15 protein-coding genes are annotated in these 19,680 nt (G+C 64.7%); 8 read left to right on the top strand and 7 right to left on the bottom strand.

All coding sequences use genetic code 11. The features are described 5' to 3' along the window. Positions 1-53: 53 nt before the first annotated feature. Complete coding sequence (locus tag Pla111_RS09905) at positions 54-1,640, bottom strand: DUF7453 family protein (protein ID WP_146573816.1); 1,587 nt, start codon at positions 1,638-1,640, stop codon at positions 54-56. Positions 1,641-1,743: 103 nt separating this feature from the next. Between Pla111_RS09905 and mfd the strand changes: the two genes are divergently transcribed. From mfd to Pla111_RS09920, 3 genes are all read left to right on the top strand, one after another. Beyond that, entirely contained in the window at positions 1,744-5,028 is a 3,285-nt protein-coding gene (mfd, locus tag Pla111_RS09910) for a transcription-repair coupling factor (RefSeq protein WP_146573818.1), read from the top strand. A 113-nt stretch (positions 5,029-5,141) separates the two neighbouring features. Next, a complete protein-coding gene (locus Pla111_RS09915) occupies positions 5,142-6,281 on the top strand; it encodes a peptidylprolyl isomerase (protein WP_146573820.1) in 1,140 nt (379 codons plus the stop codon). A gap of 168 nt (positions 6,282-6,449) precedes the next feature. After that, the gene (locus Pla111_RS09920) at positions 6,450-8,501 is read left to right on the top strand and encodes a DCC1-like thiol-disulfide oxidoreductase family protein (RefSeq protein ID WP_146573821.1); all 2,052 of its coding nucleotides are present in this window, start codon (positions 6,450-6,452) and stop codon (positions 8,499-8,501) included. Between the two features lie 100 nt (positions 8,502-8,601). On the opposite strand, the gene Pla111_RS09925 is transcribed toward Pla111_RS09920, so the two are convergent. From Pla111_RS09925 to prfB, 3 genes are all read right to left on the bottom strand, one after another. Then, on the bottom strand, positions 8,602-10,002 hold the full coding sequence (locus Pla111_RS09925) for an excinuclease ABC subunit UvrC (RefSeq protein WP_146573823.1): 1,401 nt from the start codon (positions 10,000-10,002) through the stop codon (positions 8,602-8,604). A gap of 131 nt (positions 10,003-10,133) precedes the next feature. Beyond that, complete coding sequence (locus tag Pla111_RS09930; RefSeq protein ID WP_146573826.1) at positions 10,134-10,592, bottom strand: hypothetical protein; 459 nt, start codon at positions 10,590-10,592, stop codon at positions 10,134-10,136. Positions 10,593-10,660: 68 nt separating this feature from the next. Beyond that, a protein-coding gene (gene prfB, locus Pla111_RS09935) for a peptide chain release factor 2 (RefSeq protein ID WP_391581022.1) occupies positions 10,661-11,783 on the bottom strand; the annotation gives its coding sequence in 2 pieces (ribosomal slippage) (positions 10,661-11,713 and positions 11,715-11,783; 1,122 coding nt in all). Between the two features lie 157 nt (positions 11,784-11,940). On the opposite strand from prfB, the gene mnmA reads away from it, so the two are divergent. After that, on the top strand, positions 11,941-13,065 hold the full coding sequence (mnmA, locus tag Pla111_RS09940; protein ID WP_146573828.1) for a tRNA 2-thiouridine(34) synthase MnmA: 1,125 nt from the start codon (positions 11,941-11,943) through the stop codon (positions 13,063-13,065). Between the two features lie 51 nt (positions 13,066-13,116). Further along, entirely contained in the window at positions 13,117-15,180 is a 2,064-nt protein-coding gene (locus Pla111_RS09945) for a thioredoxin domain-containing protein (RefSeq protein WP_146573830.1), read from the top strand. Positions 15,181-15,185: 5 nt separating this feature from the next. Here Pla111_RS09945 and Pla111_RS09950 read toward each other — a convergent pair whose 3' ends face one another. Both Pla111_RS09950 and larC read right to left on the bottom strand, forming a co-directional pair. Further along, positions 15,186-15,572, bottom strand: coding sequence for a hypothetical protein (locus Pla111_RS09950; RefSeq protein ID WP_146573832.1), 387 nt, complete (start codon positions 15,570-15,572; stop codon positions 15,186-15,188). 72 nt (positions 15,573-15,644) lie between these two features. Beyond that, the gene (larC, locus tag Pla111_RS09955) at positions 15,645-16,835 is read right to left on the bottom strand and encodes a nickel pincer cofactor biosynthesis protein LarC (RefSeq protein ID WP_146573834.1); all 1,191 of its coding nucleotides are present in this window, start codon (positions 16,833-16,835) and stop codon (positions 15,645-15,647) included. 138 nt (positions 16,836-16,973) lie between these two features. On the opposite strand from larC, the gene Pla111_RS09960 reads away from it, so the two are divergent. Genes Pla111_RS09960 through Pla111_RS09970 form a run of 3 tightly spaced genes read left to right on the top strand, consistent with a single transcriptional unit; the run spans position 16,974 to position 19,004 of the window. Further along, positions 16,974-17,384: a nucleotide pyrophosphohydrolase gene (locus Pla111_RS09960; RefSeq protein WP_146573836.1), complete on the top strand. Its 411-nt coding sequence runs from the start codon at positions 16,974-16,976 to the stop codon at positions 17,382-17,384. Continuing rightward, positions 17,374-18,504, top strand: a complete 1,131-nt coding sequence (locus Pla111_RS09965) for an ATP-grasp domain-containing protein (RefSeq protein ID WP_197524915.1) — start codon at positions 17,374-17,376, stop codon at positions 18,502-18,504. The genes Pla111_RS09960 and Pla111_RS09965 overlap by 11 nt, the downstream gene beginning before the upstream one ends. A 17-nt stretch (positions 18,505-18,521) precedes the next feature. Next, positions 18,522-19,004 (top strand): metallophosphoesterase family protein, encoded by a 483-nt coding sequence (locus Pla111_RS09970; RefSeq protein ID WP_146573840.1) that lies wholly within the window; start codon positions 18,522-18,524, stop codon positions 19,002-19,004. 9 nt (positions 19,005-19,013) lie between these two features. Here the strand turns inward: Pla111_RS09970 and rimI are convergent, their stop codons facing one another. Continuing rightward, the gene (rimI, locus tag Pla111_RS09975; protein ID WP_231930897.1) at positions 19,014-19,538 is read right to left on the bottom strand and encodes a ribosomal protein S18-alanine N-acetyltransferase; all 525 of its coding nucleotides are present in this window, start codon (positions 19,536-19,538) and stop codon (positions 19,014-19,016) included. Positions 19,539-19,680 lie beyond the last annotated feature (142 nt).

Raw genomic sequence — 19,680 nt, forward strand, 5'->3', positions numbered from 1 at the left:
CGCTCCAGGCCGCTTCCTCTGACCGCTATCCGCGGGGGAGAACCTCCGGCCTATTACGCCCTCGTTCTTCTATGAAATCGCCAAGCCATCGCGGTCAGGACCGTGATCCAAGCCGTACTGTTGGGCTCGGGGATCGCAATCGCGTCGGAGACGAACAGCCCGAAATGCCCGTTGGTTAAGGAGGAAAAGAACACCACATGGCCCAGGGGGCCAATGCCATAGTTCTGATCGAGTCGGGGTGAACGAAGTTGGGTCACCTCGCCCGAGGGCAAGCGAACGCCGTCGCCGGTTTTGGCAATCAGTTTTAGCGATCCATCAACGTGCTCGCCCCAAATGCCGGTGTCATCGGTCCCCACGAGCCGGGCAGCGAAAACCCCTCTGCCATCGGCGGTGACTCCGCCATTCTGCAAGAGCGATCTGAACCGTTCGCCGGGCACACCCGGCGCTGGATCCCCCTTGCGCATCACGAGCCGCAGTTCAAACGGATTGACTCCCACCCAGAATCCGCTGTTGTTCTCGTTGGTGACGTTCGGACCGGCCAGGCCCAGCGTCACGGCCAAGCCGACGGTGTTCCCGAAAGTTTCCGGATACGTCCATAAGTTGAAGCCGGCAAACACGCTACCATCGTCCACACCGGGTGCCGGATCGCCTTCGCGGAGCACCTTCTGCAACGGGCTTCCCAGCCCGTTAGTTTCGGACCAAATGCCGAAGTCGTTGTTGGCATCGACACCACTCCCGGTTAGTTGAGCGGTGAAGATCGCAGAGCCGGCGCTGTTGGACAGGTTTAAGAAGCGATCAAAGATCGCTCCCTCGGCACCGTTGGCCGATTCGCCCATCGTAACCAGGGTGGTGGAGCGTCTGCGATTTCGGTTCCCCACCACCAACGAATCAACGACACCAAATCGACGCCGGTACAGCACATCGCCCTGTTCGTTGATGACAGGCGTTGCCCCGTTGCCGATGAGGCTGAGTCCCGCCTGATCGTCGAACACATAAATCGATCCCGAACCGCTGCCGGTGCGCACGACGATTTGCTGCTGTTCATTGACATCCAGGGGGAAGGCAAAGGAGTCATTCGTGCCTCCCGCTGCGGGAACCAACGTGTTGGTGGGGCCCGACGTGGCCAACAACCGCGCGCCGGTTTCTTGCTCGAAGCGGAAGAGACCGCTCGTCGCGGCAGACTGACCCGCCGGGACCTGCCCCCCCGAGTAGAACGACTCATGCAGCATGCCCGTAGCGAAGAAGAGATCGCCAGCCGCCGAAGTGGAGATGGTGAACGCTCCCTCGTGACGATAATCGCTGTCGGCAATTAGGGCCCCCTCGCGGGCGACGAGGTTGGCTTGGCCGGGTTGTGATTCTTTCCAGATCGCCCCGTCGTTCTCGAAGGTGACGCCGCCGATGAAGGGGCGGAGCTGAGCGCTGAAGCTGACGATCCCTCGTCGGTCGATTTGCGGCGAGCCAAATTGCTCCGCCCGGGCCTCAGAAGGAAGACCGGGCAGAGGCGTATTGTTGAGAGCCACCGTGCGGAACGCCCGCGGCAGCAGATCGACGACCGCGCTAAATGACGTTGGGGCCCCGAAACAGAAGAAAGCGCCGCCGATCACGACCTTTGAGGCTAAAGAACGAGGATAAATCGACATGGACTCTCTCGATTCAATAGCTGAGGGGTAAGGGGGCGTCCGCTGGCGTGGTTTCCAAAAGACTCCATGGCGGTTCGCTGCGGACCGCCTTATTATTGCCGGCGTGAGCACCGAGGCCCCTGCGCCCGCGGAAACTGCCCCCAGCGTCCTAACGCGGCTCGCGGAACAACTTCTCCAACACGACGACTTCACCCGCGTCACCAGCAGCCTCGCCGCCGGACATGGTGGCACGCTGGGCGGAGTGTGGGGATCGTCGCGCGCGCTGGTGGCTGCCTCCTTGGCCCGCAGTTCCCGCGGGCCGGTGATCATCGTGCTTCCGCACCTGAGCGACGTCGCCGGCTTTACGGACGACCTCGCCAACTTTCTTCCCTCCCCATCGCGGTTGATGCCCTCCACGGTGGCGTTTCCGGCCTGGCAGTCGGAGCGTACGGATCGGGTGGTACACGATGCCGCTTTTGGCGCACGGTTGCGGACCCTCAAGCGCTTGCGATCGCCCGATACGCCCGCGCTGATCGTCACGTGCATTCAGGCGCTGCTGCAGCCGGTTGCTTCGCCCGACACGCTCGCCGCCGCGACACGCCGACTGTCGGTCGGTGATCAGATCGTTGCCGACGAGTTACTGCGCTGGCTGGTCGATCACGGCTGTCACCGCACGAGCGGTGTCGAGTTGCCGGGCGAGGTGGCCGTCCGGGGCGGATTGATCGACCTGTACGCTCCCGATGCCGAGTTGCCGGTTCGCCTCGAACTGTTCGGCGACGAGATCGAGTCGATCCGCGCGTTCGATCCGGCGACTCAGCGCAGCATCGGCAAGCTGGACGCCACCGATGTCACGATGCTCGATCCGAAAGCGGCCCACCGAGCGCACTTCACAACTCACCTGAGCGACAAACTGCCGGGATCGCCCTGGTTTGCGCTGGTTGAACCCGCCGACCTGGAGGAAGAGGGCCGCTTTTATCACGAACGCTCTGACGACGCGAAGTCGTTGCACAACGTTCGATCCACCCTGGCGGAGATCTATCGCTACCCGTCGGTTACGCTCGCCGGCGTCCCCCAGGGGTCGCTAGAAGAGACGGGCCACTTGGGCTTCGAATCGGTCGAACGATTCAGCGGAGCGCTCGAAAAAGTGCGCGGCGAGCTCGAGGTCATCGGCCGCGGCCAGCACGCCGCGATCGTGTGCCCCACCACCGCCGAGGTCGAGCGTCTTACCGAGTTGCTCGGCAGGACCGAGATGGCGGCCGAGGGCCGGCTGAGCCTGATCGAAGGGCGGCTCGCGAGCGGTTTCCGCTTTGTCGGTGCCAAGACGCTGGTACTCAGCTCGGCCGAGCTATTCAACCGTCGCGACGTGGCGCGTGGCCGAGGGCGGGCGATCTCGGGCCGAGCGATTGATTCGTTCCTCGAATTGCGCGAGGGCGACTTGATCGTTCACCTCGCCCACGGCATCGGCCGCTATCGCGGCATGAAGCTGATCGAAAGAGAGGGCCGAACCGAAGAACACCTCGAGCTAGAGTACGACGGCGGTACACGGATCTTCGTCCCGTGCTCAAAGATCGAGCTGGTTCAGAAGTACGTCGGTGGCAAGAAGCTCAAGCCGCCACTCGCGAAGATCGGCGGCAAGAGCTGGGTTCGTCAGAAGCAGGCCGCCGAGCGCGCGGTGACGGACCTTGCCGCCGAGATGCTCGAGGTGCAGGCCCGCCGCGATGCCCGCCCCGGCATCCGCTTTCCCGACGACTCGGAGTGGCAACGAGAATTCGACGCGGCGTTTCCCTATGAAGAGACCCCCGACCAGCTCAAAGCGATCACCGCCATCAAGGCGGATATGACCACCGGCAAGCCGATGGACCGTTTGCTGTGCGGCGACGTTGGTTTCGGCAAGACCGAGGTCGCGTTGCGTGCCGCGTTCAAGGCGATCGACGCCGGCTATCAGGTAGCCGTGCTTGCGCCCACGACGGTGCTCGCTGAGCAGCACCTGCGGACCTTTCGCGACCGCATGGCTGAGTTCCCGTTCACAATCGAGGGGCTCAGCCGATTTGTTTCGGCCGGCAAACAGAGCAAGATCGTCAAAGCGTGCCGCGAGGGGAAAGTTGATGTGCTCATCGGCACCCACCGCTTGGCCTCGCCCGATATCGAGTTCGCCAATCTCGGTCTGCTGATTATCGACGAGGAGCAGCGCTTCGGCGTCGCGGTCAAGGAACGCCTCAAGGCGATCCGTTCGATGGTCGACGTGCTGACCATGACCGCCACGCCGATCCCCCGCACGCTGCACATGGCGCTGCTGGGCGTGCGCAGCATCTCGAATCTTGAAACGCCTCCGGCCGACCGGCTGGCCGTCGAAACGCGCGTTACCCGGTTTCAAGAAGAGATGGTTCGGCACGCGCTTGTGCGCGAGCTCAATCGCGAGGGCCAAGCCTACTTCGTCCATAACCGTGTGCACGACATCAAGAAGATCGCCGCGCGGCTCGCGCAGATCGTTCCCGAGGCGCGGATCGGCATCGGGCACGGCCAGATGTCCGGCACGGACCTGGAAGAGGTGATGACCCGTTTCGTACGGCACGAGTACGACATCTTGCTCGCGACAACGATCATCGAGTCGGGCCTCGATATCCCCAACGCCAACACCATGATCATCGACGACGCCGACCAGTACGGGCTTGCCGACCTGCACCAGCTGCGCGGGCGCGTTGGCCGCAGCGAACGCCGCTCTTATTGCTATCTGCTCGTTGACGAGAACAAGCATCTCTCGCCCGAGGCGGCGCGACGCTTGCGCGCGATCGAGGAGTTCAGCCAGCTCGGCGCAGGCTTTGCCCTGTCGATGCGCGACCTGGAGATCCGCGGAGCCGGCTCGTTGCTGGGGTCGGAGCAGAGCGGCCACATCGCCTCGGTCGGCTATGAGATGTACTGCTCGCTGCTGGAGAATGCGGTCCGCAAAACCCAGAATCTTCCGCCGCGGGCTTCGATCGAGGTGAACATCGATCTGCCGGTCGAGGCGTACCTGTCCGCCGGCTATGTCGGACACCAGCGCGATCGGATCGATCTGTACCGCCGGCTGGCACGGGTAGCGATCGACGAGGAGCTGCTCGATTTCCGCACCGAGCTGGAGGATCGTTTCGGGCCGTTGCCGCCGCCAGCCGATCGGCTGATGGAGCTGACGCGGCTACGGATCGCGGCCCACCAGTGGGGCGTTCAGTCGCTCAGGCGAGAGGATCGGTTTCTTGTGCTGGCGTACACGGACCGTTCGGCCATCCGGAGCCTGGCCCAGGTATCGGAGGGGCGGCTGCGGATCGCCGACGATCGCGAGGCGTATCTGCTCATCCCGCCCGAGGCGGATTCTCCCACGGGGCTGCTATCGCTCGCGGAAACGCTCTTGCGGGCGGATTCGGCTGCCGCCTAGACTCCGCCGCCCTCTGGGGTCGCTCTCCGCTGTTAGCGGTGCCGCTTCCGCCCGGACGTTGGCTTCGCCGGAGTGCCCGCGCTCGCTGTTTTCACGCCGACCCGAATCGCGCCGTGCCCAATTACCTAACGAAACGCTCGATTGAGGTGCTCCCAGCGGTGCTGGTAGTCGCCGGCGTGCTCGCCGCCGCGGGGGTTGCGCATGCGGGCGAGGCCAAGCCGCTTGCCGAGGCCGAGGTCTTGGCCCGGGTGAACGGCGAGGTGATTGTCGCCGGCGACCTGCTCTGGGAGGTCGAGCTGGTCCTTCAGGAACGGCTTGCCGGGGTTCCCCCCGAGCAGCGCGACATGATCCCCGCCGAGCAGATCGCGGCGATCAAGCGTCAGCTGATGCAAGAGCTGCTCATGAGTCGGCTCGACATGACGCTGTTCTACGCCGACTTCCGCAGCACGGTCCCCAACTCAAATCTCAAAGCGATTCACGAAAGCCTCGAAAAGCAGTTCAACCTGACCGAGCTCCCCCGGCTTGGAAAGCAACTAGGGGTCGAGGACCGCGACGAGCTCATTGCTAAGCTCAACACGTTGGGCACCTCGCTCGAAGAACGACGGCAAGACTACTACCGCAAGATGATCTCGCGGAGTTGGCTCACCGAGACGGTCGAGTACGACCAAGAGGTGACGCACGACCAGATGCTGGATTATTACAACGACCACCGCGACGAATACGCCTACGAGGCACGCACGCGGTGGGAAGAATTGATGGTGCGCTTCGACAAGTTCAGCAGCAAGCAAGACGCTTGGCGTGCCATCTGCGAGATGGGCAACCAAGCCCACGCGATCGCCGCCGAAACCCCCGCCGGCAAAGCCGCCTTCGCGCCCATCGCCAAACAGCTCTCGCACGGGCTGACTGCCAACAAGGGGGGCCTGCACGGCTGGACCACCGCCGGAGCGCTGATGGCCGAGGAGGTTGATGCGGCCATCTTCGCCCTGCCGCCCGGCGAGCTGAGCACCATCTTAGAAGGCCCCACCGGCTTTCACATTGTTCGGGTGGTGGAGCGACGCCCCGCGGGCCACAAAGAATTTCGCGACGTCCAGGGCGCGATCCGTAACGGGATCAAGAACGATCGCTTCAACGCCGCCGTCAACCAGCGGGTGACCGATCTGAAGCGGAATGCGCGGCTCTGGACCGCGTTCACCGGTGATATCGATACCTCGCGGATCGCCAAAGATGCCAAGAACATGAAGACGCTGCGCTGACCCTTGCGTCGCGCGGCAGGGATCTCGGGAGACGGGGATCTTGGGCGGCAGGGTCTCGGGCGGTGGGGAACCGCCGGGGTAAGCGTTTGATCGGGGCCAACTCCCGAGTACGCTAGGGGAGCAAGCCAAATCCGGCTGACGCCCCCGCCTTTGTGTTCCCTCCACGTTATGCCCGCCCCCGCGTTGTCGCCCTGGCGACGAAACACGCTTCTGGCTCTTCTTGCTCTGTGGCTGGTTGTTGTTGTTGGCAGCCAGTTTGTCATTCCCCCGCTCATCGCCGGGGCGTTCGACGGCGAGTCATCGATCACGTGGCTCAATAAGAAGATCGCCAATCACCGCGCCTATCGGGTGGGGGCGGGGCTGGATGGCAGCCGAGAGTGGTACGTCGACTGGGCCCAGTCGTATGCCCTTAAAGCGTCCGCGCTGACCACGCTTGGCGTGCTGACAGCCGGTGCCCTGATTGCGTCGCGTCGCGCGCGACGGCGCGTCAAGCGGTTCCTCTTCGCCTCCGCGGCCCCGCTCAATCTTGCGGTGCTACGCATCGCGGCGTTTGGCATGCTGCTGTATCTGCTGAGGACCGAGCCGATCATGACCTATGCGGCGTGGCCGCCGGAGATGTACGAGTGGCCACTCATCGCGGGGCTGTTCAAGAACGTGCTCCCCGTCACGCCCGCGGTGGTCGGGCCGACGCTCGCGGTTGCTACCGTCACCACCACCTGCGCGCTCGTGGGCTTCTTGACCCGCTTGACCGCGCCGGTGAGTGTGCTTTTGGGGTGGTACCTGATCGGTGTCCCGCAACTGTCGGGCAAGGTCAACCACCTGCACCACGTGATGCTCATCGGGCTCGTGGTGGCGCTCGCGCGCTGTGCTGACACGCTGTCGATCGACAGCCTGTGGCGCGCCGTCCGGCGGGCCGACACGGGGATCGTGGCACCGCCGCGCCGTGCGGTGCGCTACGGCCTACCGATCCGTGTGGCGATGCTCGTCCTCGCGACGGTCTATTTCTTCCCGGGCTTCTGGAAGCTCGCGACCAACGGCCCGAAGTGGGTTTTTAGCAACAACCTCGAAAACCACATGCTGCAGAAGTGGTTCGAGCTGGAGCACTATCGCCCGCCGGTGCCCCTGCATGAGATGCCCTTCTCGGGGCAGATGGGCTCGCTCTTTGCGCTGGTGTTTGAGCTGGGCATCCCGCTTGCGCTCTTGTGGAAGCCAACCCGCGCGCTGTGGGGCCTCATGGGCATCACGTTCCACAACCTCACGAACCTGCTGATGAAGATCAGCTTCATCACGCTGCAGGTGATGTACGTGATGTTCGTCGATTGGCAACGGCTCTTCCGCGGGCTTGGCCGCCGCGTTTTCGGCGCGCCAATGCGGGTGCTGTACGACGGCAACTGCGGGCTGTGCCGTCGTACTATGGCGGTGCTCGGCGTGTGCGATTGGCTGGAGCAACTCAAACCAATCAACGCACTCGATCGGGCCGCGGTCGAGGCCGAGGGGCTCGAATTTCTTGAGGACGCCGATCTGGTGACCGACATGCATGCAGCCTGGCCCGACGAAACCACCGAATGGGGTGTCGAACGCGGCTACGCGGCCTATCAGGCGATCGCTTGGCGCGTGCCGCTCTTATGGCCGACGCTGCTCGTGGTCTATCTGCCCCCGGTGGCGGCGATCGGTCGGGCCGTTTATCGCCGTGTGGCTGACAGCCGTGCGTGCCGTCTGCCGAGCACGCCGCCAGGCGGTGCCGCGCGGCCGCTGCGTAGCAACCCGCGCTGGTCGTGGCGACCGTTCGCCCTCATCACCGGTGCCATGCTGGCCGGCCAGTGCCTGTTGGGCGTGGGTCGGCTGCACAAGTCGTGGCCGCTGGCGTGTTACCCGCTGTTCGATCAGATGGCCGAACGGACCATCGTGTGGCCCGAGTTCGAGGCGCTCGAACCGACGGGCGAAACCGTTCCGTTGGACGACGACCCCCTGCGCGATCGGTTGGGCAATGGTCGGTATGTGGCGTCGATGCAGCGGTTCATCGTCACGCCGCTGGATGAGCAGGCCGCCGGCGCGATGATCTCCGAGTTCGCCAGCATCTGGCGCGAAGCGGGCCTCTACCCGGAGGAGCCCCCCACGGCGATCCGTGTTTTCCTTGCTAAGTACGAATTGACCGGCCCCGAGCGCCCCGCGGCTCCCGTCGAACGCACCAAGCTGATCGATCTGGCCGTGCACGAGTGAGCGGTGGGCCTTCGTTCTAACGTGCTGCAAAGCTAGGACGTTCTATGGCATCGCGAGCGATCGCCACCGATCGCTCGCAGTCATGCCCCCAGGCAGCTACTCACTCGCCCAGCGTGCGTTTGCGGCGTAGCAGGTGGTGGTAGTGCTGGGCGAACCGGTGCGATTCGTCGCGGACGTACTGCAACAGCCGCAGCGCGTACGCGTGGCGGCTGAGCCGCAGCGGTTCGCTCTCGCCGGGCCGATAGATGAGCTCCTCTTTCTTCGCGAGCGAGATCACCGTCGGCGGCTGGATCGCGAGCGCTGCGAACGCCTCCATCGCCCGGCCGAGCTGTCCCTTGCCGCCATCCACAAGCAGGATGTCGGGGAACGAGGCCCCCTCGGCTTCGAGTTTCTTGAACCGTCGGGCCACCACCTCACGGATGCTGGCGAAGTCGTCGATCCCCTGCACCTCGCGGATCTGAAAGCGTCGATAGCCCGGTTTGAACGGCAGGCCATCGATAAACTGCACGAGCGAGGCGACCGTTTCGGTTCCGCCCAGGTGGGCGATATCGACCCCCTCGATCACACGCGGCGGCTGCTTCAGGCCGAGCACCTTTTGCAGGCCGGCGAGCCCCTTCTTCGGGTCAACGTAAAAAACCTCGGGCTGAACGTCTTCTTCCAGTTCGCCCCGTTCGTCGAGGCGTTCCAGCAGGCGGATCTCGTCGCGCAGGCGGGCCGCCTTCTCGAAGCGGAGGCTGCCGGCCGCCTCTTCCATCTCGGCATTCATCTCACGGAGCAGCTTGGTGCGGCCCCCTTCCAGAAAGGTCCGCAGCCGCGCGATATCCTTGCGGTACTCGTCTTTGCCGATACGCAGATTGCACGGCGCGGTACACTGGTCGATCGACGCCAGCAGGCATGGTCGAAACCAGCGCCAGCGTTCGTCCCCCTCGTCGATATCGAGCGAGCACGTGCGGAACTTGAACACGCGCTGCAGCACCTGCACGGCACCGCGCAGTGCGCCCATGCTAGTGAACGGGCCGTAGAGCTTGGCCGCGGTTGCCTTGGGTTCGCGTGTGATCTCGACTCGCGGAAAATCCTCGTGCGTGGTGATCTGCAGATAGGGGAACGACTTGTCGTCGCGCAACTCGCGATTGAAGCGGGGCTGGATGTCCTTCACGAGGCGCGCTTCGAGCAGCAGGGCGTCGACCTCGCTCTCGGCGTCGAGGAAGTCGATGTCGTATGCCTCGGTCACGAGCTGAGCGGTGCGCTGTTCCTCGGCGGCGGCCCGCAGGAAGTAGCTGCCCGCGCGGGCCCGCAGGTTTTTCGCTTTGCCGACATAGATGACCCGCCCCTTGCTGTCTTGGAAGAGGTAGACGCCGGGGGTGGTGGGAAACTTGCTGCGGACCTTTTCGGCGGCGCGTTCGAAGAACTCGGCCTGCGTTTTGGGCAGCGACGGCGCAGGGAGCCCGTCGTCGCCGTCGGGCGCGGTCTCGCGGGTCGTCGTGTTCGAATTGTCCGCCATGCTACCTCAGAAGCCGTGTGAAGCTTACGCCCAGGGGCGCGCGCTTGTCTTTACCAAGGGTAGGCGCTTCGCGGCCCGTGAGAAGCGTGATGGCACCACGCCGCTGACGCTGAACGTTCGTGCGGCACGCACTAGGCACTGATTTGGTAGCGAAGGCGGAGCGTCAACGGCGGCGCCGGCAGCGGTCCGAGCGGCGATATCGTCTGACGTTCTCCGACCGTTTCGACCGTGACCGGTGCCCGATCGTCTGCCAGGGTGACGGCACGGGCCCCGTTCCCCCGATAAATCACGCCGATCCCGTCGGCCGCGGACTTGGTTCGACACGCCAGATCGAAGACCAGCCCCGCGGCGGTGGGCTCGACGCTCGCCGACCAGTGCCGATCGCCCGACATGCCCGAGACGAACAGCAACTCACCCTGCTGGTGCAGATCGGTGTAGACCGGGGTCTCAGCGTCCGCTTCGTCGGCGAGCGCCCTCAGGCATCCGGTGCTTGAGACGATCTGGTGCGTGTACCGGTCGGCCTGCCAGATGAACGTGATCTGCAAGCCGCCGCAGCGGATCGTGCCGCCGATGTCACCGTCTTTCGGCATCGCTAGCGAGTGGTAAAAAAGCGAAAGGGGGGCGAAGCCGGGCCGGTTGTCCTGGCGGCGCGACGCGATCAATCGTCGTCGCCATCGTCTTCAACAGGTTGGCCGGCACGCCAGCGGAGCACCGCGTCGAGGAAGCCCTGGATGTCGCCGTCCAAGGCGGCGTGGAAGTTCCCCTGCTGGTACTTCGTGCGGGTGTCTTTGACGCGCTGGTCAGGATGCAGGAAGTAGTTGCGGATCTGGCTGCCGAAGCCGGTTTTGGCTTGCGTGTTGTGCTTGGCGGCTTCTTCTTGCTCGCGCTTCTCTTCTTCCAAGCGGGCGATGCGGGCCCGGAGCATCTTCCACGCGCTCGCGCGGTTCTTGTGCTGGGACCGCTCGTTTTGGCAAGTGACCACAATGCCGGTCGGCTCGTGCGTGAGGCGCACCGCCGAATCGGTTTTGTTGACGTGCTGGCCGCCGGCACCGCTCGCGCGGTAGGTGTCGGTGCGGACGTCCGCTTCGTCGATCTCGACTTCGACCGAGTCAGCGATCTCGGGCGAGACGTCAACCGCCGCGAAGCTGGTTTGCCGCTTCCCCTCAGAGTTGAACGGGCTGATGCGCACCAGGCGGTGGATGCCCGTTTCGCCCCGCAGATAGCCATAGGCCATGGGGCCGCGGATGACGACCGTGGCGTTGTTGATGCCCGCCTCTTCGTTGTCGGAGCGGTCGAGCAGCTCCGCCGTGTACTCGTTCTTGCCGGCCCATTGCAGGTACATGCGGAGCAGCATCTCGGCCCAGTCGTTGGCGTCGGTGCCACCGTCGCGGGCGTTGATCGTGATGATGGCCCCCGCGGCGTCGTTGGGGCCGTTGAGCAGCGCGGAGAGCTTCAGCCCGTCGAGCCGCCCCTCGATCCGCGCGATCTCGACCTGCGCCTCGGCCGCAAAGGCCTCGTCCTCTTCGGCCATTTCCAGCAGGGCGTCCAGGTCGCCAGCCGCCTTGAGCGCGCTATCGAGCGGCCCAACAACGGTGTTAAGCCCCTTCAGCTCGGCGATGACGGCCTGGGCCTGTTCCTGGTCGTTCCAGAAATCTACCGCGGATTGCCGATCTTCGAGCGCGGCGATGCGCTGCTTCTTGCCAGCGTAGTCAAAGAGAGTCCCTGAGCTGTACCAGGGCCTCGCGGATCGCCTCGGCGCGATCGTACCATTCTTTATCCATCGTTGCTCTCGCGGCAAACGTCTTGTGGGACCCGAGGTTATATCGGCTGGCGGGCGGCGTAGGATAGTGGGCAGCCGCCTGTCTCCCCCCCGGTTTACGTTCGGCGGTCCCGTTGCCCGCCACCCTGTCCAACCCCCTTCCCCTGCCCGACCGCCAAATGTCTCGCGTAGTACTCGCCATGTCGGGCGGCGTCGATTCGAGCGTCGCCGCGTATCTGCTGCTCCAGGCCGGGCACGAGGTGATCGGCGTATTTATGCGGCACGGAGAAAAGTCGCCCGCTGCCTGTCACCTCGAAACACCTAGCGCCAGCCGGGCCTCGCTGCCCGTGATTTCGCGGCTGGACCACAAGCAGGGCTGCTGCACCGCCGCCGACGCCGAAGACGCCCGCCGGGTTTCCGATCGGCTCGGCATGCCGTTCTATGCGCTCGACCTGAACGAGGAGTTCGGGCGGATCATGGACTACTTCGTCGCCGAGTACGCCCGCGGCCGCACGCCCAACCCCTGTGTGCAGTGCAACAACTGGCTGAAGTTCGGCAAGCTGTTCGACTACGCCGACTCGGTGGACGCACGCTATGTGGCGACGGGGCATTATGCCCGCCTCGCGCAGCTTGCTGACGGGCCGGCGCTGTTGCGGGGCGTCGATGCCTCAAAGGATCAGTCGTACGTGCTCGCGGGGATCGGTCGCCAGCTGCTGCCGCGCATGCTGCTACCGGTGGGCGGCTTCCAGAAAGCTGAAATCCGCCAGATGGCGGAGCGGATCGGGCTGCGCGTTGCGCAGAAGAAAGACAGCCAAGAAATCTGCTTCGTCACACAGGGGCGCTACGACGAGTTCGTCAAACGCCGTCTGGGCGACGAGGACCGTAGCGGTGAAATCGTCACCACCGACGGCAGTGTGGTTGGCGAGCACGCGGGGATCGACGGTTTCACAATCGGTCAGCGGAAGGGGCTTGGTGTGGCGCTCGGGAAACCGGCGTTCGTTGTGCGAATCGAGCCCGACACTCGGCGTGTCGTGCTGGGGGAGCGGGCCGATCTCGATCGGACGGAACTTACCGCCGAGAAGGCGAACTGGCTGGTAGACCTGCCGAGCGAGGTGCCGCTGCGCTGTCTTGCGCAGATCCGCTACAACGCACCGGCGACGCCGGCGACGCTCGAACTCGGTACCGAAGGGCGTTTCCGGGTGGTTTTTGACACTCCGGCTCAGGGGGTTACTCCGGGCCAAGCCGTCGTCTGTTACGCTGAGGCAGAACCCGACCGCGTTCTCGGCGGCGGATGGATCGAATAAGAGAACACCGCGGGCTTCCGCCAGCGGACCAGGAACGCAACGGGAAGAGAGATGCCCAACGCCCTCGCCGACGAAACCTCGCCTTATCTCTTGCAGCATAAGGACAATCCGGTCGATTGGCGGCCCTGGGGAGAGGAGGCGCTCGCCTTGGCCAAGAGCCATAGCAAGCCGATCTTTCTCTCGATCGGTTACTCGGCGTGCCACTGGTGCCACGTGATGGAGCACGAGAGCTTCGAAGACGCGGGCATCGCCGCGGTGCTAAACGAAAACTTCGTGCCGATCAAAGTCGATCGCGAGGAGCGGCCCGATCTGGATCAGATCTACATGCAGGCGGTTCAGCAGATGACCGGCCGCGGGGGCTGGCCGATGAGCGTCTTTTTGACGCCCGATCTCAAGCCGTTCTACGGCGGTACCTACTGGCCCGCCCACGCGGGGCGCGGCATGCCGGGGTTCGATCAGGTGCTCGAAGCGGTGCACGACGCCTGGACCAATCGCCGCGAGCAAGCGCTACAAACCGCGGACCAGCTCACCGCTCGGCTCGGGAACACGTTGCCGGGGGAAACTGGCGAACTGAATCACGGCCTGATCGAAGCGGCTGGCCAGCAGCTGGAACGCTCCTTCGACGCCACCCACGGCGGGTTTGGCGCTGCGCCCAAGTTTCCGCACACCATGGACCTGGCGGTGCTCATGCGGCTGGCCTCGTCGAGTGGCCGATCGGCGTGGCTCGATATGGTTCGGCTGACGCTCGACCGGATGGCGGCGGGCGGCATCTACGATCATCTGGGGGGCGGCTTCGCGCGGTACAGCGTCGATGAGCGTTGGATCGTGCCGCACTTCGAGAAGATGCTCTACGACAACGCCCTGCTTGCCGGGGTGTATACCGAAGCGTTTGTCGCAACCGGCGAAGTCGCTTACGGGCGCATTGCCCGCGAGACGCTCGACTACGTGCTCAAAGAGATGACCGGTCCGGAAGGGGCTTTCTACAGCACCGAAGACGCCGACAGCGCTCCGCACAACGACTCGCAAGGGCATAAGGAAGAGGGCCTCTATTACACCTGGAAACCCGAGGAGATCCGTAAGGTTCTGGGGGAAGATGCCGCGGACCTGTTCTGTAGGGTGTACGACGTGACGCCGATCGGCAACTTCGAGCGACGCAACATCCTGTGTATCTCCAAGTCAATCTCGACGCAGGCCAAAGTGATGGGCCTGAACGCCGCCGACCTCGGGCGCGAGCTGGCCAAGTCACGCGCGAAGCTCCTTGCCGCCCGTGCCAAACGGCCCCGCCCCGGGTTGGACGACAAGGTGCTCACTTCCTGGAACGGGCTGATGATCGAGGCGCTGGCCCGCGCGGGCGCGGCGCTAGGCGAGCCGCGTTATGTGGCTGCCGCGGGCCGGGCCGCCGACTTTGTCTTCACCCAACTGCGCGATGCTGAGGGCCGTCTGCTTCACACTTGGCGCAAGGGGCGGGCCACTCTCAACGCCTATCTGGACGACTATGCCGCGCTAGCCTGCGGTCTGATCGCCCTGTACGAAGCCAGCTTTGACGAACGGCGTATCGATCAAGCCGCTGAGCTGCTCGACGTGGTGCTCACCCGCTTTGCCGATCCCGCCGCGGGAGGCTTTTTCTTTACCGCCGACGACCACGAGGCGCTGATCGTGCGGCAGAAGGATTTTATGGACAACGCCACACCGTGCGGCAACTCGCTCGCCGCCACGGCACTGGTGAAGCTTGGCAAGCTGACAGGCGACGCCCAATGGCTCGATGCGGCCCGATCGACGCTCGTGGCTGCCACGCCGGTCATGCGGCACGCCCCGACCGCCGCGGGGCAGATGCTCGCGGCCCTTGATCTGCTGCTCGGGCCGAGCAGTGAGCGGGTGCTGCTGGGCCAGGGCCCCGCGACCGAAGTCGTCGCCACCCAACTCCGCCAGCGTTACGCCCCGCGGACCGTGCTCGCCGGCCGAGTCGGCTCGGGCTATCGGTCGCCGCGGCTCGAAGCGGTCTTTGCCGGTAAAACGTCGGTCGAGGGACAGCCCACCCTGTACGTCTGCCAGGACCATGCCTGTGCGGCACCGCTCGTTGGCGCAACGGCGATCAGCGCCGCAATCAGCGATTGATTGCCTCAGCGCTTCAGGCGCTCGGCTCTGTCGAGAAGCGTCTGTAACCGCTCGATCTGTTGGTGGCTCTGTTGCACCAGTTCGTTGAGCAAGATCATCTTGCTATCGAGTTGGCCGATCAGATCCCGCGCTAGCTCGTGTAGCTCGACCTTCTCGCGACCAAGCCGTGCGGCGGCGTCGCGCTTGGCACCATCCCAGGCGTCGGCGGGCCGGGGTTGCGAGGCGATCGGGGGGCCCGACCCGCCGCGGGTCCGCTTGCCAAAATACCGATAGCTCCGTCGCAGCAGGATCGCCGTCAGGATGCCGCACCCCAGGGCGAACGCCAGCGGCGCGAAGGGCGACGGCTCTTTCGCAGCTGTCTGGGCCAGCAGAGTGAGGTCGGCAAACACCATCACGGCGACCTAGCGGCGAAGTATCGGGCGGGTAACGCGCAGCGAAAACGGGTCGGATCGCTTCCTAACCGGTTAGCCTCGGTTGAATGCCGCGGCTGCGGCCAGATAAACCTCGCGGACCGTCACACCTGCCGCATCTGCTACAGCCCGGCAGGCGTCGTGCTCTGGCGTAAAACGTTCTCCCCCGTCAGGCAGCGTGGCGACGATTCCAGCGACGTCACCCCACCGGGTGGCAATCGTTTCTTTCCGCCGTGGCAGCACGATCCGCGCGACGGTTTGCCGCCGCATGCCCAACGCGGTGGTGTGCCGAAAGATGAGCGCTGCCAAGCGCTCAGCGTCGGCGGGGGTCGCTTGCACACTTAACTGCACGCCGGGGCGGTGTTTCTTCATCTGCAGCGGGGTCAACGCGACATCGAGCGCACCGGCTTCCCAGAGCCGCTCGACACAGTCGCCGACCGCCTCGCCAGGGGTGTCGTCGAGGTTCGTTTCCAAGAGGACGATCGTCGTTGACGGTCCTGTTGACGCGGCGCTGGCGGCGGTCGTCTCGCCGACGATGAGCCGCAGCAGGTTCGGATGGTCGAAGTCCTTCTGCCCGGCACCGTAGCCAATCCGCTCGATCGTCATCGCCGGCAGAGCGCCGAAACCTTTGACGAGCGTTTTGACGATCGCCGCGCCGGTGGGGGTGGTTAATTCGCCTTTCACGGGCTGGTCGGCAGGAAACTCGGCGAGCGGGACCCCTTTTAGCAGCTCCGCGGTTGCCGGTGCGGGGATCGCGCACCGACCGTGTGCGATCTGCACGAAGCCGCTGCCGGTGGGGATCGGCGAAGCGTAAACCTCCGCAACGCCCAGCAGGTCCCAGCCGATCGCGGAGCCGACGATATCGGCGATCGAATCGACCGCTCCCACCTCGTGAAAGTGGACCTTCTCGATCGTCGTGCCGTGTGCGAGTGCCTCGGCTTCGCCCAGCCGCGTGAAGATCGCCGTGGCCAGCTCCTGCTGACGAGGTGTTAACGTGCTGCCATCGATCATCTTGGTGATGTGGTGCAGATGCCGATGCGCGTGCTCGGGTTCGTGCTCGACAACCACCTGTGTGGCGCGGAACCCCTTCTTCTTTACTTGCGTGGCGACCAGCCGGCAGCTCGGCAGGCCGAGCGAATCGATCCCCGCCTGAATCGCTGCCAGATCGACGCCCGCATCGACTAAAGCACCAAGGGTCATGTCGCCGCTGATGCCGCTGGCGCAGTCGAGATACGCAATTTTCATAGAGGGCTCCTCATTGTCAGGCGGGGGAACCTCGATTCTAGCTTCGTAGGTGAACCTGACAGAAGGTGCGGACGGCCCCGCAGGCCGGTGTTCGGACACGAGTTCCGCCGACTCGGTGTCCCGGGTATGCTTGCGCGCATGAGCCAGCAACAAGAGTCACCAACGGGCGACGCCCACACCACCATCGCCGAGCTGCGCGACCTAGTCCAGCAATTCGTTGATGAACGCGAGTGGTCGGTCTATCACTCACCGAAGAATCTGGCGATGTCGATTGCCATCGAGGCAGCTGAGCTGATGGAGCACTTCCAGTGGATCGACGCCGAGGCCGCTTCCGCCGTGGCCGATGATCCGCAGAAGCGTGCCGCCGCGGGCGAAGAGCTAGCCGACGTGGTCGGCTACTGCTTGGCGATGGCCGGTGCGCTGAAGCTCGATCTGGCCGAGACGGTCCGCGCGAAGATGCTCCGCAACCACGCCAAGTACCCCGCCCGGGCTTATCGCGGCAAACCGAGCTACGAGCGCCCCGCCGAGCTTAATGGCGATGAGTCGTAAGCCCCGCCTAGCGATCATGGGGGCCAGTGTTCGAGCCGCTGCGCAGTCCGCGGTTCGAGCCGGCTATGAAGTAGTAGCCGCGGATTTGTTCGCTGACGAAGACCTCCCAGCGCTCTGTCACGTAACACGCATCGATCCGTACCCCGCGGGTTTTATCGAGTGGCTCGCGCAGCAACGGTTCGATGCGTGGCTCTATACGGGAGCGCTGGAAAACTACCCCGAGCTTGTTGATCGGCTGGCGACGATTGGCCCTCTGTGGGGGGTCGCGGGCGAAACGCTGCAGCAAACGCGCGACCCCGCTTGGCTCGCAGCGCTGTGCGAGCGGGCCGCGATCCGCTTCCCGGATACACGCAAACTAGAGCAAATACCCCGCGATGTGTCGGGCTGGCTCGCCAAGACGTATCGTCATAGCAGCGGTGCCGGTGTTTGGCCCCTAACCGACGAGGAGAGTCGCCGCCGCGCCGTTGCCGCGGGCGCGTACGCACAGCGGCCTATCCGCGGGCTACCGATGGCGGCGATCTACGTTGTTGGCACCAACCAGGCGCAGCTCGCCGGAGTGGTGGAACACCTGCCGCCGAGCCCTTCATGCGCAGCGCACCGGTTTGGTTTCCATGGAGCGCTGGGGCCCGCTGCGTTGCCGAGCGCTGCACACGCTGCGCTCCAGCGCTTGGCTGTCGCGCTGCCCGCAACCGGCCTGTGCGGGCTAATCGGCGTCGATCTGATCCTCTCAGAAGACGAGCCCGTGCTGCTGGAGATCAACCCCCGCTACACGGCGTCGGTCGAAGTGGTCGAACGCATGACCGGTGCCGCACTGCTCGCGGCGCACGCCGCCGCGGTGGGGGGGGAGCCCCTCCCTGTGCGGTCGTTGCCCACGGCCTTCGCCGGCAAGCGAATTGTTTATGCTTCGGGCGCTGGCGTCGTGTCCCTGACGCTGGCGACGTGGGCCCTAGAAATGAGTCACGCGGGGGGCGTCGCCGATGTGCCAGCGGCGGGGGTGCGTTTCGCCGCGGGCGACCCACTCTGCACGCTCCTCGCCGCGGCTGCATCCAAGCAAGCGGTGCTGAGCGAGTTGCAAGCGCTAGAGGCCACTTGTCGAGCGCTGCTCACGGTAAAGAACTGAATTCTTGAGGAATGCTCATGCGACTTGGCGTGATCAGCGATACCCACGGCGCGGTTGAAAACACGCGCGCTGCCGTGCGAATGCTGGAGAGCCTCGAGATCGACGCGCTCGTCCACTGCGGCGACATCGGCACGCCCGAGGTGATCGCGCTGCTCGCCGGCTGGCCCACGCACTACGTGGGGGGCAACTGCGACAACGATCCGGCCCCCTTACGGCGGGCCATCGCCGCGGCCGGTCAGACGTGGCATGGCGAATTCGGCGAGATCGAGTTAGCAGGTGTCCGCGTCGCACTCGCCCACGGGCACGATTCGCGACGCCTCGCGGACGCGATCAAGAGCGGTAGCTACCAGCTGGTCTGCACGGGGCACACCCATCAGAAGCGTATCGAACAGGTAGGGCAGACGCTCGTGCTAAACCCCGGGGCTCTGTACCGGGCGAACCCCCACAGCCTGGCGCTGGTAGATCTCCCCGAGCTGAGTGCGATGCACATCAATCTGTGACGAGCCGGCTCAGCCCGCCATGCGGTGGATCGGGCTCGACTCGACGGCGAATGCCGCTTCGTCCGAGCGGTGGCAGTACTGCATCAGGTAGGCGTCTTCGGTCGAGTCGTCGTAGAAGTCCCGCAGCACCGAGGTGGCGCGGAAGCCGATCTGGCGGAAGAACAGCTGGGCCGCGAGGTTTGTCTCGCGGACCTCGAGCGAGATCCTCGTCCGCCGACCACTCGAGAGCTTGCCGACAAGTTTATCGGCCATCTGTTTGCCGATCCCGCTGCGGCGACACAAGGGATCGACCGAGAAGTTCATGATGTGCAGTCGCGTCTTGTGCAGCTCGTAGATCATGAAGCCCACGATCGCTTCGCCCCGCTCGGCAACCATGCCGATGCAGTTGCGTTTGCGGAGGCACTGGAGGAAGTCGTTCTCCGACCACGGGAACTCGAAGCTCCGGCGTTCGATGCCAAGCACCTGTTCCATATCGCGGCGGATCATCCAGCGGATGTGGGCCCGCGTTTGCGTGGATTCGCCAGGCGTCATCATACGAGGTTCCTTTATCGCAGCCGTTCGATCGGGGGGGAGAGAGCCCCCAATCGCCGGAACATTTTTTGCTTCAACAAGCGGCATGGCAATCAAACCCTCTGACTTCAGAAGATCGCTTCACCGCGAGGTGGCGGGAAACTAA

It is taken from the genome of Botrimarina hoheduenensis (assembly GCF_007859815.1).
Lineage (GTDB): Bacteria > Planctomycetota > Planctomycetia > Pirellulales > Lacipirellulaceae > Botrimarina > Botrimarina hoheduenensis.

Excerpts from the sequence above, each read along its gene's own strand:
- Pla111_RS09905 (WP_146573816.1), bottom strand. The coding sequence starts at position 1,640 with ATGTCGATTTATCCTCGTTCTTTAGCCTCAAAGGTCGTGATCGGCGGC.
- Pla111_RS09920 (WP_146573821.1), top strand. The coding sequence starts at position 6,450 with ATGCCCGCCCCCGCGTTGTCGCCCTGGCGACGAAACACGCTTCTGGCT.
- Pla111_RS09925 (WP_146573823.1), bottom strand. The coding sequence starts at position 10,002 with ATGGCGGACAATTCGAACACGACGACCCGCGAGACCGCGCCCGACGGC.
- Pla111_RS09930 (WP_146573826.1), bottom strand. The coding sequence starts at position 10,592 with ATGCCGAAAGACGGTGACATCGGCGGCACGATCCGCTGCGGCGGCTTG.
- mnmA (WP_146573828.1), top strand. The coding sequence starts at position 11,941 with ATGTCTCGCGTAGTACTCGCCATGTCGGGCGGCGTCGATTCGAGCGTC.
- Pla111_RS09945 (WP_146573830.1), top strand. The coding sequence starts at position 13,117 with ATGCCCAACGCCCTCGCCGACGAAACCTCGCCTTATCTCTTGCAGCAT.
- Pla111_RS09950 (WP_146573832.1), bottom strand. The coding sequence starts at position 15,572 with ATGGTGTTTGCCGACCTCACTCTGCTGGCCCAGACAGCTGCGAAAGAG.
- larC (WP_146573834.1), bottom strand. The coding sequence starts at position 16,835 with ATGAAAATTGCGTATCTCGACTGCGCCAGCGGCATCAGCGGCGACATG.
- Pla111_RS09960 (WP_146573836.1), top strand. The coding sequence starts at position 16,974 with ATGAGCCAGCAACAAGAGTCACCAACGGGCGACGCCCACACCACCATC.
- Pla111_RS09965 (WP_197524915.1), top strand. The coding sequence starts at position 17,374 with ATGAGTCGTAAGCCCCGCCTAGCGATCATGGGGGCCAGTGTTCGAGCC.
- Pla111_RS09970 (WP_146573840.1), top strand. The coding sequence starts at position 18,522 with ATGCGACTTGGCGTGATCAGCGATACCCACGGCGCGGTTGAAAACACG.
- rimI (WP_231930897.1), bottom strand. The coding sequence starts at position 19,538 with ATGATGACGCCTGGCGAATCCACGCAAACGCGGGCCCACATCCGCTGG.